General features: G+C 54.5%; 16 protein-coding genes. 9 read left to right on the top strand and 7 right to left on the bottom strand.

Annotation, left to right across the window (positions count from 1 at the left end):
* Positions 1–670: 670 nt before the first annotated feature.
* Complete coding sequence (gene nudI, locus JOE09_RS02280; RefSeq protein WP_205064640.1) at positions 671–1,096, top strand: nucleoside triphosphatase NudI; 426 nt, start codon at positions 671–673, stop codon at positions 1,094–1,096.
* A 166-nt stretch (positions 1,097–1,262) separates the two neighbouring features.
* Here nudI and JOE09_RS02275 read toward each other — a convergent pair whose 3' ends face one another.
* Positions 1,263–1,472: a hypothetical protein gene (locus JOE09_RS02275; protein WP_205064639.1), complete on the bottom strand. Its 210-nt coding sequence runs from the start codon at positions 1,470–1,472 to the stop codon at positions 1,263–1,265.
* A gap of 267 nt (positions 1,473–1,739) precedes the next feature.
* Between JOE09_RS02275 and JOE09_RS02270 the strand changes: the two genes are divergently transcribed.
* The 3 genes from JOE09_RS02270 to JOE09_RS02260 all read left to right on the top strand — a co-directional run bounded on the left by JOE09_RS02270 (position 1,740) and on the right by JOE09_RS02260 (position 4,016).
* Entirely contained in the window at positions 1,740–2,933 is a 1,194-nt protein-coding gene (locus tag JOE09_RS02270; protein ID WP_205064638.1) for a CobW family GTP-binding protein, read from the top strand.
* A gap of 71 nt (positions 2,934–3,004) precedes the next feature.
* Complete coding sequence (dksA, locus tag JOE09_RS02265; RefSeq protein ID WP_105595671.1) at positions 3,005–3,382, top strand: RNA polymerase-binding protein DksA; 378 nt, start codon at positions 3,005–3,007, stop codon at positions 3,380–3,382.
* A gap of 421 nt (positions 3,383–3,803) precedes the next feature.
* Entirely contained in the window at positions 3,804–4,016 is a 213-nt protein-coding gene (locus JOE09_RS02260) for a glycine zipper 2TM domain-containing protein (RefSeq protein WP_105595629.1), read from the top strand.
* 86 nt (positions 4,017–4,102) lie between these two features.
* On the opposite strand, the gene JOE09_RS02255 is transcribed toward JOE09_RS02260, so the two are convergent.
* The 6 genes from JOE09_RS02255 to JOE09_RS02230 all read right to left on the bottom strand — a co-directional run bounded on the left by JOE09_RS02255 (position 4,103) and on the right by JOE09_RS02230 (position 9,671).
* Positions 4,103–4,576, bottom strand: coding sequence for a phenylalanine--tRNA ligase subunit alpha (locus tag JOE09_RS02255; RefSeq protein ID WP_205064637.1), 474 nt, complete (start codon positions 4,574–4,576; stop codon positions 4,103–4,105).
* Between the two features lie 92 nt (positions 4,577–4,668).
* A complete protein-coding gene (locus tag JOE09_RS02250; protein WP_205064636.1) occupies positions 4,669–5,625 on the bottom strand; it encodes an HpcH/HpaI aldolase/citrate lyase family protein in 957 nt (318 codons plus the stop codon).
* The gene (locus tag JOE09_RS02245) at positions 5,625–6,698 is read right to left on the bottom strand and encodes a cysteine protease StiP family protein (RefSeq protein ID WP_205064635.1); all 1,074 of its coding nucleotides are present in this window, start codon (positions 6,696–6,698) and stop codon (positions 5,625–5,627) included. Before JOE09_RS02245 ends, JOE09_RS02250 begins: the two co-directional genes overlap by 1 nt.
* On the bottom strand, positions 6,691–7,473 hold the full coding sequence (locus JOE09_RS02240; RefSeq protein WP_205064634.1) for an HAD family hydrolase: 783 nt from the start codon (positions 7,471–7,473) through the stop codon (positions 6,691–6,693). Before JOE09_RS02240 ends, JOE09_RS02245 begins: the two co-directional genes overlap by 8 nt.
* Positions 7,466–8,605, bottom strand: a complete 1,140-nt coding sequence (locus JOE09_RS02235) for a phosphoribosyltransferase domain-containing protein (protein ID WP_205064633.1) — start codon at positions 8,603–8,605, stop codon at positions 7,466–7,468. The genes JOE09_RS02240 and JOE09_RS02235 overlap by 8 nt, the downstream gene beginning before the upstream one ends.
* Before the next feature lie 10 nt (positions 8,606–8,615).
* Positions 8,616–9,671: an ATP-grasp domain-containing protein gene (locus JOE09_RS02230; protein WP_205064632.1), complete on the bottom strand. Its 1,056-nt coding sequence runs from the start codon at positions 9,669–9,671 to the stop codon at positions 8,616–8,618.
* A gap of 316 nt (positions 9,672–9,987) precedes the next feature.
* Between JOE09_RS02230 and JOE09_RS02225 the strand changes: the two genes are divergently transcribed.
* The 5 genes from JOE09_RS02225 to terD are packed head-to-tail and all read left to right on the top strand — an operon-like array spanning position 9,988 to position 13,918.
* Positions 9,988–10,569, top strand: coding sequence for a TerD family protein (locus tag JOE09_RS02225; RefSeq protein ID WP_205064631.1), 582 nt, complete (start codon positions 9,988–9,990; stop codon positions 10,567–10,569).
* Positions 10,569–11,741 carry a TerD family protein gene (locus JOE09_RS02220; RefSeq protein WP_205064630.1) on the top strand — a complete coding sequence of 391 codons (1,173 nt, stop codon included), beginning with the start codon at positions 10,569–10,571 and terminating at the stop codon, positions 11,739–11,741. Before JOE09_RS02225 ends, JOE09_RS02220 begins: the two co-directional genes overlap by 1 nt.
* 22 nt (positions 11,742–11,763) lie before the next feature.
* The gene (locus tag JOE09_RS02215; protein ID WP_105595620.1) at positions 11,764–12,219 is read left to right on the top strand and encodes a tellurite resistance TerB family protein; all 456 of its coding nucleotides are present in this window, start codon (positions 11,764–11,766) and stop codon (positions 12,217–12,219) included.
* Positions 12,220–12,242: 23 nt separating this feature from the next.
* A complete protein-coding gene (locus JOE09_RS02210; RefSeq protein WP_105595619.1) occupies positions 12,243–13,280 on the top strand; it encodes a TerC/Alx family metal homeostasis membrane protein in 1,038 nt (345 codons plus the stop codon).
* 59 nt (positions 13,281–13,339) lie between these two features.
* On the top strand, positions 13,340–13,918 hold the full coding sequence (gene terD / locus JOE09_RS02205) for a tellurium resistance membrane protein TerD (RefSeq protein ID WP_105595618.1): 579 nt from the start codon (positions 13,340–13,342) through the stop codon (positions 13,916–13,918).
* Positions 13,919–13,947: the final 29 nt, after the last annotated feature.

Raw genomic sequence — 13,947 nt, 5'->3', positions numbered from 1 at the left:
TCAGCGCTGTGGATTGCCCTCTCGGGGGCACGGCCAGCCTGCTTTCTGACTTCTGCGTTGCCTGCAAGAAGCGATTGCCACTCAGGCAGCCAGATGGCTTCCGTTTTGCCGCGATCGCAATCTGATTGTCTGCTCTTTAAACAGGCTGCATGCGGAATCACACTTTGTTAGTAGATGTGGCTTTTGTCCAAATCTGAAAGCGATGAAATTATAAATTGGGACAGCCTCTGCTGCTGCGTAAGGGTATCCGCAGCGCTGAGGTGGAGCCATTGCGCCAGGAGACGACAGCAGGGATGCTGGCGTCAGGCCGGGTTTGAACAGGGATGTTCAATCCTGGCCGATCCGTCGGCGAAATGGCGTAACCGAAGGCACCGCAACGCGGCGCGAGGACTCGCCCTGAAGCAGCAGCAGAGGCTGAACCTCAAACACCCATTTCACAGCACCCTCTGATTACCAAACTCAAGAGCGATAAAATTATCAAAGGCAGCAGTAACAGCTGCACCAGGACATCAATTCCCCTGCGCAATCTGCCAGTGGTTCAGCCAGGGTTGTTTCTTACCTGTTTCATACCTGTTTCTTCCCATTAGTCGAGGTGCCTTCCAGTTTTAAACTGGCACTCAGCCCGATGAAGATTTAACCTTGTGTTTTATGGTGTTAATAAGGAGAAGTTATGCGCCAGAGGACGATCGTTTGCCCGATTATTCAGAACGAAGGTGAGTATCTGTTATGCAAAATGGCGGCGGACCGCGGAGTGTTTCCCGGCCAGTGGGCGCTTTCCGGTGGAGGAATGGAACCGGGAGAAACGATGGAGGCCGCTCTCAGAAGGGAAATTCGTGAAGAGCTGGGGGACGAGCTGGAAATCACGGAGGTCAGGCCGTGGGCTTTTCGCGATGACATTCGTACAAAAACCTATGCAGACGGCTCAACCGAAGAGATTTATATGATTTATCTCATCTTTGACTGCATCAGCGCTAACCGCACAATTTCGTTTAATGAAGAGTTTCAGGAAGTCCGTTGGGTGCCTGCGGAGAAGATAGGGGAGCTGGATCTGAATGAAGCCACGAGCGTGACCTTTAGCCAGAAAGGGCTGATTTAAATCGCGGGTCTGGGGTCGGTACCGCGCTATAATTTGCGCACGGGGCTGCTTAAGGTGCGTGATCGACAGGAAATGTAACCCTGTTTTTGCTGGTACAAAGTTTTGTTGGTACAAAGGCCCATCTGCGGGCCTTTGTTGTTTTTAAATTCGTCTAATCGAGTGTTGTTTAGCCAGGCATACGCTCAAGAAAGAAGTCGCGCCCTTTTTTAACCATACGCATGCCTTCGCGGCCAGAAGCGCTGGCGATGCGGAAAAACTCATCACTGCTGATATCCCAGGCCAGACGGACGCGCTCGCCGCCGGACTTAATGAAATTCCTTGCTTCATCCACGTTCAGTGCGTTGGTTTCAATAGCCTGGGTTGAATGACGACTCATAATTCTTCCTTAGTGACGTATGCAATGCCGTTCTCTTCGAGTGAACAGCATCTGATTTAGCTACAGGAAAACGTTTGCTCTGCGCTAACTGTCAATTTCCTGAAACATTTCCTTCATCTTACTCAGAAAATTTATTGCCTCAACTGACGATAACCTGCTGAAACTAAGATTATTCCTACCAGCCTCTGAAAGGGGTTGCAATGATAAGAGTAGCTCGATTAATTGTTATATTATAACATATCAAAAATTATCATCACGGACCGACTTATGCAGCGTATTCCCCTGACCATTCTCAATGGTTTCCTTGGCGCAGGGAAAACCACCTTACTGAAAAGTTTACTGATGCAGGCGCAGAATCAGTGGCTGAACGTTAGCGTAATCGTGAACGATATGAGCGAACTGGATGTTGACGGCGTGCTGATTGCCAACACCGAGCTGGTAGGGCAGCAGCGGCAGAATTTTATCTCCATCTCCGCCGACAGCATCAGCAGCCCCACCGGAGTTAACAAGCTGGCACAGGCACTGGAACAGCTTGCTGTAAATCAGCCTGATATGATCCTGCTGGAAACCTCCGGCAGCAGCCATCCGCTGCCGCTGATTAAGCTGTTGCGCGATCATCCGCTGGTACAGCTAAAGGGCTTTCTTTCACTGATTGATGCCGTGATGCTGCAAAGCGACTATGACGGCGGTGAACAGCTGATCCCGCGCTGGCAGCGCAACCTTAAGCAGAGTCGTGGTGGCGTTGAAAACCTGCTGGCAGGGCAGATCCTGTTTTGCAGCCATCTGATGATGACCAAGGTCGATCGGCTGAATGCCGATGCCGTACTTGATATAGCTCATGCAGTGCATCCCATTAACCCTGCGGTGGCGGTTATGGCGCTGCCGTGGGGAAATTTGCCGATAAGCGAGCTGCTGGCGTACCCCGAATATGATTTTTATCGCGTGGCAAAGCTCGTCGAGGAACTGGAGGAAGAGGTCGAGCAGTTCACCGATGCCGGCGCACCGTACGACATTGAATCGCGGGTGATTGCGGACGACCGTCCATTCCACCCGCAGCGGCTGTGGGACACTTATCAGCAGTTTCTCGGGGCCGGAATCCACCGCAGCAAGGGTTTTTTCTGGCTGCCGGGGCGGGACGATCTCGCTCTGCTGTGGAATCAGGCGGCGGGCAGCATCAGCCTGGAATTTATCAGCTACTGGAAAGCAGGCGTACTGCGACATGAAAACAGCCTGCTGAATAGCGAAGAACGGCGCATCCTGCAACAGCAGCTGGATGACATGCCTGGGCGTTTTGGCGATCGGCGATGTCGCCTGACGGTGATTGGTTTGTCCGGGCAGCTCGATCCCTTTGTCACGGCGCTGCGGCGCTGTTTCCTCAGCGAGGAGGAAATTGACTGGTGGCAGAAGGGTGGAACTTTTGCTGACCCCTGGCCGAAAAGCGTTGCCAGACTGAAGTCGTAAACTCGACCTGAATACTCATTATGGAGGCCCGCGTGCCACAGAGCAGTAAAGAAGAGCAGAAGCTACTGGCGATGTCGCCCGCAGATTATATGAATGCCCAACAGCTGGCGTTTTTTCAGCAGCGTTTATTGCAGGATAAACAGGATCTTTTGGCGCATATCGACCAGCTGAAAGCCAGTTTGCAGTGGGGAGATAACCAGGGTGATGAAGCCGATAAGGCAATGCGCGAAGAAGAACTGAGGCTGCTGCTGCGCCAGATCGATCGCGAAAGCCGCCTGCTACCGAAAATCGATGCCGCACTGATTCGTATCAGAAAGGGTGAGTACGGCTACTGTCAGGAGTCCGGCGATCCTATCGGCCTGCCGCGCCTGCTATTGAGGCCAACCGCCGAGCTGAGCATAGACGTGAAAATGACCCACGAAATGAAAGAAGCCGCCTGGCGTAAATAGCGTTGGAGGCTTATTTTAGCTGCGCGAGATAATTAATCGTCGGGGTCAGCATCTGTCTGACCGCCAGCACCTGCTGATGCAACAGACCACGGTGGGCGTGCGACACTGGGGGACGTAGTGCATCTCGTCCTTACTTTGTGGATAAGCGGAAAAATCCAGCCCTTCGGCATTGACCAGAACAAAAGATTCACTGCGTGCAGGAAGCTGACTGTATTTCCACTGATCCAGGCATTCTCCTAAACTGTTGGCCATGGCGTTCAGGCCTCTGAGAAATAGGAATTTTTACCTTTTACACTGTTCGCACTGGCAGTAGATTTCAGCTATCGACAGCGCGGGTCAACACCGGGGATGCTGTCGGGAAAAAAACAATCATAAACACTATTTCTACCTGCCATTGTTGCTGATGGTAATGAGGTTAATCATGCTTTTAAAACGCAGCTTTTCGGTAGCAGTCGTGGTACTGCTGACGCTGTCAATCACTGCCTGTGGACATATGTCTAATCGGGGCAGAAACACGGCGATTGGTGCAGGTATTGGTGCGATTGGCGGTGCGGTACTGACCGGAGGAAGTTCTCTCGGCACCGTAGGCGGCGCGGCGGTGGGGGGCATTATTGGCCATCAGATAAGCCGCTGATTAATTCGCTGCGTCAGTCAGTTCGCAGAAAAAAACTAACCTGCTGGTTAACGCTGGCGGGTTAGGTTGCTAAAACCAGCAGCAGTTCAATTTCCCTTCTTTTTCGCCAGCGCTTCCTCAATAAGTTGATCGATACCGCGAGCAGCGGCCATATCCACCGCTTCACTGCGGGTAATTTCATTGAGTCTGGAGAGACGGTTGATTTTGCGCAGCAGCGACATGCGTAGCGAAAGCGATATCGCCTTTTTCTTATCCTTATCGAGAAAGACACGACTGACCGTTTCAGCAGGTTTTGCTTCGGCATTTTCAGTCAGCGCTTCATTCATCCGGCGCAGTGCCTTTTTATCCAACTGGCCAATACCGGTTAACTGATAAGAGTGGCCTGCTTTACTGTATTTAATTTCAGCCGCGTAGGATTCGCGCAGTTCTTTCAGCGCACGAGTCAACGTGGGTTCGGAACAGTTCAGGGCAGTAATAATCGTCTCGGCAGCCACCGGTTTTCCAGAACCGAGAAGGATTGCCAGCTTATAAATTCGGGCCTGTCGCGTGCTGAGATACATAATAAGTCGCTGCCTGGATTCATCATTATAGTTTTGGCCTGGCAGCATAGCACGGGAAAGGCATTTGCTGGCAGTATCGTCTGAGGGTTAGCTCAGCTTTTGGTCAGTGCGGTCATCAGCCTGATCGCATCCTGGTTTTTCTCGCTAACAATGCCGTATACCTGAGCACGAGCAAGGATGGCTGAGGCCCAGCGGCGATGGGTGGCCGGTTCGCACATCGCGCCCTGCGACTTAAATACCGCCTGACTGGAATTAAGGATGCGCAATGCATCAGCGTGATCGCTGGCCGACACCATTAGCGCAGCTTCGATGATGCCAATCTGGCTGGGGTGAATGGCGGTTTTACCCACCAGTCCGTGCAGCATATCCAACGCCAGTTCACGATCCATGATTTGCCGATCGTCAATGTGCTCACAAACCGGCGCGGTCAGGGCAAAATCCCGCGTGGCAAAGACCGAAACCAGCATTTTAATCACGTAGCCCATCGGGCCGTCGTACAGGGTGAACTCTCGCGAACGGCGCAGTGAGACGACATTCATTAAATCATTACCGCCGATGCGCAGGGCAATAATACGCTGACGACACGGATGATTCGCCAGTGCAGCAGCCAGCTCCCGCATCTGCACCACGTCGAATACTTCTTCAGTTTCCAGCGTTGGCATCATGCACAGGTGAGAATCCTTGAGCATTGCCCACCAGACAGGCAGGCAGTGGCGCGTGAATTTAGGCAGTACAAGACCATCGACACCGCTCAGGTCCCAGTCGGCAGCCAGTTCCGCCCCCATAGTGATATCGCGCGGGCGGACAAATACCAGCGGCCAGTTTACGTTACCCTGTAACTTTTTAGCCGCTGCAAGGTGCGTCAAAACCTGGCGCAGGTTGCGGCGGGCCAGGGGAATATCGGCGTCGCTGACGGCATCTTCAAGACAGATAACCAGCGAACGCAACCCAGCAATCTTATTGTGCAGCACGGCGTCAGCGATATCGGTGCGGGTAGCGGGCATGTACAGCGTTGCGCCCAGGCGCCAGGGAGAAAGCCGTTCGTTCATCAGAGTACCTTCTTGATAATGGTGACCGCCCGATACTGGCCAATGGCCTCGCCCACGGCGGTTACCGCGATGCCTTTCTCATGTGCCAGATGCAGTAGCAGCGCGACATCGGCATCGTCGGTCGAACGCACCAGCACGTGATCCGGCACGCGGCGCAGCACGGCTCGTGTGGCTTCAGCAATGCCGGGTTTGATGCGATTAATACTGGTGATGTCGTACTGCTCCGCCAGTTGCTTAATGACCGCTTCACTCTGCTGCCGCAGTCCGGCATTCTGCTCGGGAGCCCACGCGCAGGCTTTAACCTCACCCAGCAGGCGGCGGCGAGCGGCGACCGTCTCCACCAGGTGACGGCTGCATTCGAAGCGTTCGAGATGATGGCAAATCACGCAGCCGTGGAACCCTTCGCTACGCCAGATCGAGCGTGAAATCATGCCAGAAACCGGCGCGCCCATAATGCCAAACGGAATCAGCCAGTCGTCGTCACTGGCCGACAGCCAGGAGCGACCACAGGGATCGGCCAGCACCACAAGGCGCGGATAAGCCGGATAGCTAGGGCGATCCTTGAGTGAACGAATTAACTCACCGGTGATAGCCCCTTTGCCGGTCCAGCCGTCAACGAAAACAAGGCCTTCCGTACCGTGGCGCTGTTCAATCCAGTCCAGCGCGGCGCTATCAATGCCGCGATCGCGGATAATGCTGATACCGTAATGATAAGATTCTTTTCCGCAATCACGCAGCGCCTGCTGCAGCATCACGCCCAGCGGCACCCCGGCACGCACCAGACTTGCCAGTACTACCGGCGTATCGGGAAAGCGCTCAATCAGCGACCTGGCCAACATCGCTACTTCTTTTGCCAGCCGCTCCGCTCCGCGATCCAGCGCGCGGGCAAACAAATCCAGATGCCATTTGGTTGGCTCCGGCTCCTGGCTCAGCATTTCTGAATAGTGCTTCGCCCCGGACTGGATCAGCGCTTCTTTGCGGTCGACCGGCGTCATTTCCATTTCCACCGGCGTCAGCAGAAAATGAACGTCATGCGGCTGGTAGGAGCCTGAAAACGGCACAAAATCAGTCATGGTCGGCCTCCCTGAACAGCGCTTCGTTAATATGATCTGCAAACTGGCTCTGACGCGGCAGGCCGTACCAGCTGCACAACTTCATAAAGCGATGATCGCTCAGGCTGTCGCCGAGACCAATCACCGGAAACACGCCGCGCTCGGCGCGCAGTCGTTCCAGCAGGAAACTGACCGCCAGCCCTTTTTCCACCACAACCGGCAGCCAGGCCACGTTGTTGCTGTTGCGATGGATATACCAGCCTGCGGTGGGGAACCGCTGCTCGATCTCATCGGCGATGGCGTACAGCTCATCCAGTTTGGTGCTGTCGCGATGCTTCATGACCAGATAGATCGGCGTCTGCTCGTATTCATAGTTGATACGCGCCCAGCCGTTGATATTGCGCTCCGCCATCAGCTCGGTGATCTGCTGCTGCATGGCTAGCAGCTGCACCGCATACGGTGCCAGTTTTGCCAGCATCAGCGCCTGCCATTCGGCATCCGCTTCACCCTGTGGATTAAGGATCACTGCACCGTGCGTAGCAACAGCCCAGGAGCGGAAGGGGATTTCAACGCGGGCGATCTCTTCGGTGCCGCGTGCGGTGACGGGAATTAAATCGCCGTGTTCCAGCATCCAGTCAACCAGCATTGCCTGTTCTTCGGTCATAAAGCTGCGCGGTTGCAGACTGCGGTCCAGCGCGCCGGTGCGAAACGGCTCCAGAGCCAGCTCATCGACCATTTTGCGGCGGGTCTGAAACAGCGTGTCGTCAAGATCGGAGAAAATTACCGGCTTATTCATAGCTGAGTACCTCAACCTGAGGTGCAACCCGGGAGAGTGCGGCAATCAGCGCAGGATCGAGGCTGTCGGCAGGCGTTTCGCTGCACAGCAGAATGCGGTCAAACTGCTGATGGGCCACATTGTAAACATAGTTCGGAATGCCCAGGCCATAGTTATCGCTGAAAGCAATTGCCGACTGAATGGCAAATCCGGTCGCTATCGGCGAGCGGGTGGTGGAGCTGTACTTCACCTCGGCACCCTGACGCTCCAGGCGTTCCGCCAGCAGGAAGGGTTCCCAGATAAACTCACTGGTGCCGAGCACGAGGATCTTTTCCCCCACGGACGCGACGATATCTTTGCCCAGATCGCCTGCCGGAGCGTCCATGCCCAGACGGCCCCAGTTTTGCCGCCCGGTGACCGGTACGCTGCCACTCGCGGTTACATTCACCGCCGGCATAATCGGGATCGGCGCATCCGGGTTTTTCTCCCAGTGCCAGTCGCCGCGCACCAGCGCCACGGTGGTCACCGGTAACGGGCAGGCTCTGGCAATCGCTTCGCCGCTCCAGTCAGTGAGTGTCACGGTAATAACCCGCTCGATACCGGTCAGTCCGGCGTCGTTTCTCAGCGCGGCCAGCAGATTAATAAAGGTGTTGCCGGTGGTGGCTTCATCATCGATCAGTACCAACGTGCGGGCATTCTGTACCCGGCGGCGTAACTCAACGTCAGCAGGTAAGTAGAGCAGGTGGTCGGTTGCGTGGCTGTGGTCTTCTTTAAACTCACACAGCAGCTCGCCGCTAACCGGATGGCGCGTTGAACTGAGATAGACCGACTCCGGCGCGCGCTGGCGCATCTCATCAAACACGCCCGCGCCGAGGCCCACGGCGGTTTCCGCCATGCCGATAAACAACACCGGGCCTTCAGGCAGCGCGGGGAACTGCGCGGCCAGCTGGCGATAAACACCGCGCATGGTGGCCGGGCTGACCGGAATATGGCGCCCCAGCACTTTACTGACAAACAAAAAGGCGCGTTTCGGATTACGGCGTTCGGCTACGTCAAACAAATCATCCAGCGGGATGGTGTTACCGTTTGGCGTGACGCTCAGCGTGCCGCAGGTTAAGGTTTTGCGCCACAGTGGCGAAGAGATTGCAGTCATTCTTGTTTCCTTACGGGATCAGATTGGTCAGCGGTTGATAACGCACGACGTCAGTTATCGATCGCACAGTGACAGGCGAAAAATCACGGATAGCGCTGTCACGTACCTGCTGTGCGGTCATCAGACCCAGGCGTCGCATGGCGAACAGGCCGGGCAGATTGACACCGCTAAAGCGGGTGTAGCCGATACCGCCGGAAGGGCGCATATTGATTTCCAGCAGCAGCGGTTTTCCACTGGCATCATGGCGGGTTTGAACATTCACCAGCCCGTCGGCCTCCATCGCTTCGGCGCAGGCGCGTCCGAGTTCGTAAGCTTCACCACTGTTTTCCAGATGTTGCAGCGCGCCGTCCTTGCGACGTGCTACCGCCGCCAGCACAGAACCTTTTTCAACCAGCATATCAACGGAATACTCCGGACCGGGCAGCCAGGGCATCAGCACCAGCGGCTCAACGCGATCGGTGGCGTCCAGCGCCTGTAAATAGAAATGCGGATGGACCCGGCGACTATCGGGGTGGGTAAATGCAGCCATCGGCGGGGCAGATTCATCAAAACGCCAGAAACCCATGCCATAAATACCTGTAACCGGCTTCACGCAAAGAGGCGCATCGCCAAACGGCGAGTCCAGCAGCAGCTGGCGCAGCTGCGATGTGGAGTCAATGCGCATGGAGGGGACGACCGGCAGCCCGCGCTGCGCCATCGACTCAGCAAAGCTGACCTTGTCATCGGCGAGATCCAGCATTTCAACCCGGGTAGCGCCGGTGGTCAGACTGGCTCCACTGGTTTCAATCTCCGCGCGGCGGGATTCGAACCAGCGGGCATTGCGCCCGGTATGAATCGCCCGAATACCGTGCTGTTCGACCGTGGAAAGAATAAACGCCAGCCGCCGCTCGTCTTCCGCAGGTTCAATCAGAGCAAAGTCGGCCTGCGAAAGAATTTCATTACGTTGATGACGATGTGACGCGAAAACGAAAATCGGCTGCTGCGATGCTTCAGCAGCAGCGGAGATACCCTGAATAATATCGCGCTGTGAGGACAAACCTTCCATCAGCCAAATGTTCATTGTCATTCTGTATTTATCCACCGGGAGAAAAGTTGCACAGCAAATGAGCATCGAGTGTAGGGAGCCAGAAGAATGTTGTCAATCATATTATGATTAACGTAAAGACGTACCAGTTTCATCTAAAGAAGTGTAAATAATACGAGAGTATATTTATTTTTTAATCATTAAAAATGATACAAATCAATGCGTTAAATTAATGTCATAAATGAACAAAAAAAAGGATCTTGTGCAAGAACATCATCATGATATGATTTTCTACCTCAAGGATTGTGACGTAAAAGTCAGTCGCCTTTTTCATTACTCATCTTAAGGAATTATGACCATGGTTTCATTAAGCAAGAACCAGACTGTATCACTCAGCAAGCAGTCTTCCGCGATTAATAAACTGCATTTCGGCCTCGGCTGGGACCCAGTAAAGAAGAAAGGCCTGTTTGGTAAGATCTTTGGCGGCGATGGCGACATCGACCTCGATGCAGGCTGTGTTTTGCTGGATAAATCAGGTAGCGAAATCGACACCATCTGGTTCCGTAAACTCAAATCCGACTGCGGCTCAGTGGTTCACAGCGGTGACAACCTGACGGGCGAAGGCGACGGCGATGATGAAATCATTAACGTTGATCTGTCTCGTCTGCCTTCCGACGTTGAGTATCTGGCTTTTACCGTTAACAGCTTCCGCGGCCAGTCGTTTAACGATGTTGAAAACGCCTTCTGTCGCGTAGTGGATCAGGCGGGTAAAGAACTGGCACGTTATCAGCTGACCGAGCAGGGCGCTCATACCGGTATCGTGATTGCCTCTCTGCACCGCAATCACGGCCTGTGGGACTTTACCGCTCACGGTAAAGCGTGCAGCGGCCGCACTATCGATGCGATGCATACCGACATTGTTGCCGCAGTGGTGCGCTAATGAATATGACTCCGGGGGGCAATGCCCCCGTTCCCGCTCAGATCCTGACAGTGCGCGTGCTGTCGGGCGCATCGGTAGACGCCTCCGCTTTCCGCCTGTTTGAAAACGGCAAGGTGCAGGGCGATGCCGATATGGTGTTCTACGGCCAGCCTCAAAACAACGATGGCACCATCAGCCTGAATACGCAGGGTAATAACACCGCTTTCACTGTCGATCTCAGCCGATTGCAGGCTGCCGTGCAGAAAGTGGCGTTTACCGTCACCTGCGACGGCACGCAAACCGTCGCGGGCCTGCAACGTCTGGCGATTCAGGTCGAGTCTTCAGGCGAAGTGCTGCTGAATGGCAATGTGGATATCAGTGGACGTCAGGAAGCGGCTCTCATTCTCGGTGAGTTTTATCGCCGCAATGCAGAGTGGAAATTCCGCTTTATCGCCCAGGGCTTTAACGGCGGGCTGAAGCCGCTGGCCGAACATTTTGGCGTGGATGTGGCGGATACCCCGGCACCAGCTCCAGCGCCTGCTGCTGCTCCGGCTCCAACGCCAACGCCCGCACCGGCCAGTAAAATTAACCTGAGCAAAGTCACGCTGACGAAAGAAAAACCGGCGATCAGTCTGACCAAGCGCGATAACTTCGGTGAGATCCGCATCAACCTGAACTGGCATCGCGCCCCGGCTTCATCGGGTGGACTGAAAGGGTTCTTCGGCGGCAATAAAGGCATCGACCTGGATATCGGCGCGTTTGTTGAGCTAAACGACGGCAGCAAGGGAGTAATTCAGGCGCTGGGCAACACCTTCGGTTCGTTTAACGACAAACCTTACGTGCACCTGAAGGGCGACGACCGCACCGGTTCGATCAGCGACGGTGAATGGATGCATATCAACGGCCGCGAGTGGAAGCATATTCGCGAGGTGCTGATTTATGCCTTCATTTACGAGGGCGTACCGAGCTGGGATAAAACCGACGGTGTAGTGACACTGCATATCCCGGACCAGCCGCCGATTGAAACGCGTCTGACCGAAGGGCAGGACCGCCGTAATATGTGTGCGATCGCCCGCCTGGTGAACGAAAACGGCAATATTAAAGTCGAACGTATTAACCAGTTCTTTAAAGGCCACTCCGACATGGATGAAGCCTTCGGCTGGGGATTTCGCTGGAAAGCGGGTTCTAAATAATTATTCACAGAGGAAAGTAGCGATGGGTTTCTTTGACAAGGTAAAAGGGGCGTTTAACGCCAGCCGCGACGAGCTGACCAAACAGGTTGGCCGTTTTAAAAATAAAAAATTCATGCAGGGGACCGTGGCCGTCTGTGCGCGTATTGCGGTTTCCAGCGACGGCGTTAGCGCGGAAGAGAAACAGAAAATGATCGGCTTCCTGCGTGCTTCGGACGAACTGAAAGTGTTCGATACCGCTGAAGTTATCGAGTTCTTCAACAAACTGGTGACCAGCTTCGATTTCGACATTGAGATCGGTAAAGGTGAAACCATGAAGTACATCCTGGCCCTCAAAGACCAGCCGGAAGCAGCTCAGCTTGCGCTGCGCGTGGGTATCGCCGTGGCGAAGAGCGACGGCAACTTTGACCAGGATGAGCAGCACGCCGTTCGCGAGATTGCTCTCGCGCTCGGCTTTGAACCGGCTGAATTCGGCCTTTGATGTCACACCTTTAAGGGTTAACTATGGTATCCACGCATATCGGCTTTCCGACAGAGACAGTCATTGTTTTCGTAGTACTGGCTGTCGGGGCCATTCTTATTGACCTGTTCATGCATCGCGATGACAAGCCAATATCGCTGAAAAGTGCAGCGTTGTGGTCTCTGTTCTGGGTTGCTGTTGCCCTGGGCTTTGCCGGTTTCCTGTACGTGCACCACGGCGCAGAAGTGGCCAGCCTGTTTGTTACCGGTTATGCGCTGGAGAAAGTGCTGTCGGTTGATAACCTGTTCGTGATGATGGCGATTTTCTCGTGGTTTGCCGTACCGGACCGCTACCGTCACCGTGTGCTGTACTGGGGGATCATTGGTGCCATCGTCTTCAGGGGTATCTTTGTGGCGATTGGTACCGGGCTGCTCAGCCTGGGTCCCTACGTTGAGGTTGTCTTTGCCATTATCGTGGCCTGGACCGCGGTGATGATGCTGAAAAGCGGCGATGACAGCGAAGAAATCGAGGACTATTCGCAGCATCTGGCCTACCGCATGGTCAAACGCTTCTTCCCGATCTGGCCGAAAATCAAAGGTAACGCCTTTGTTCTGAGCCAGAAAGAAGTGGATGCCGAACTGGCAAAACCGGAAAACAAAGACGTGACCATTGGTCGCGGTGCGAAGGCCTGGCGCTATGCAACGCCGCTGTTCCTGTGCGTGGCGGTGGTTGAACTTTCCGACGTGATGTTCGCCTTCGACTCTGTACCGGCAATCATTGCCGTCAGCCGCGAGCCGCTGATTGTGTACAGCGCCATGATGTTCGCTATCCTTGGTTTGCGTACTTTGTACTTTGTTCTGGAAGCGTTAAAACAGTATCTGGTACATCTGGAGAAGGCGGTTATTGTCCTGCTGTTCTTTATCGCGGCGAAACTGGGCCTCAATGCCACCGATCATATCTGGCATCATGGTTACAGCATTTCGGCGACAACCAGCCTGTTTGTGGTTCTGGGCGTACTGGCGGTGGGGATTATCCTCAGCGTGATGTTCCCGGGCAAACCCGACGCCGAGGAAGAAAAGTAAGGGCGGTAGTCCACGTCTACTGAAAACGAATTCGAAAATCTAATTATGAGGAAAATATAATGAGCGTTTCTTTATCCAAAGGCGGCAACGTATCCCTGAGTAAAGCAGCACCAACCATGAAAAATGTTCTGGTCGGTCTGGGTTGGGATGCACGTTCTACCGATGGTCAGGACTTCGACCTGGATGCGTCAGCGTTTCTGCTGGCCGCCAGCGGCAAAGTTCGCGGCGATGCTGACTTCATTTTCTACAATAATCTGACGTCTGCCGACGGTTCCGTTAGCCACACCGGCGACAACCGCACCGGCGAAGGCGACGGCGATGACGAATCACTCAAAATCAAACTGGATCTGATCCCGGGCGACGTCGACAAAATCGTCTTCGTGGTCACCATCCACGATGCGCAGGCACGCCGTCAGAGCTTTGGTCAGGTTTCCGGTGCGTTTATCCGCCTGGTTAACGACGACAACCAGAGCGAAGTGGCCCGTTACGATCTGACCGAAGATGCCTCTACCGAAACCGCAATGCTGTTCGGCGAGCTGTATCGCCACGGCGCCGAGTGGAAATTCCGCGCGGTCGGTCAGGGTTATGCCGGTGGTCTGGCATCCGTGTGTGCCCAGTACGGTATCAACGCATCCTGATAGTTTTATTCATTGTTCCAACCGGGCAG

It is taken from the genome of Pantoea coffeiphila (assembly GCF_016909495.1).
Classification (GTDB): Bacteria; Pseudomonadota; Gammaproteobacteria; order Enterobacterales; family Enterobacteriaceae; genus Erwinia; species Erwinia coffeiphila.
Note: the sequence above shows the minus strand (reverse complement) of the source record. Positions and strands in the feature narration are given on the sequence as shown.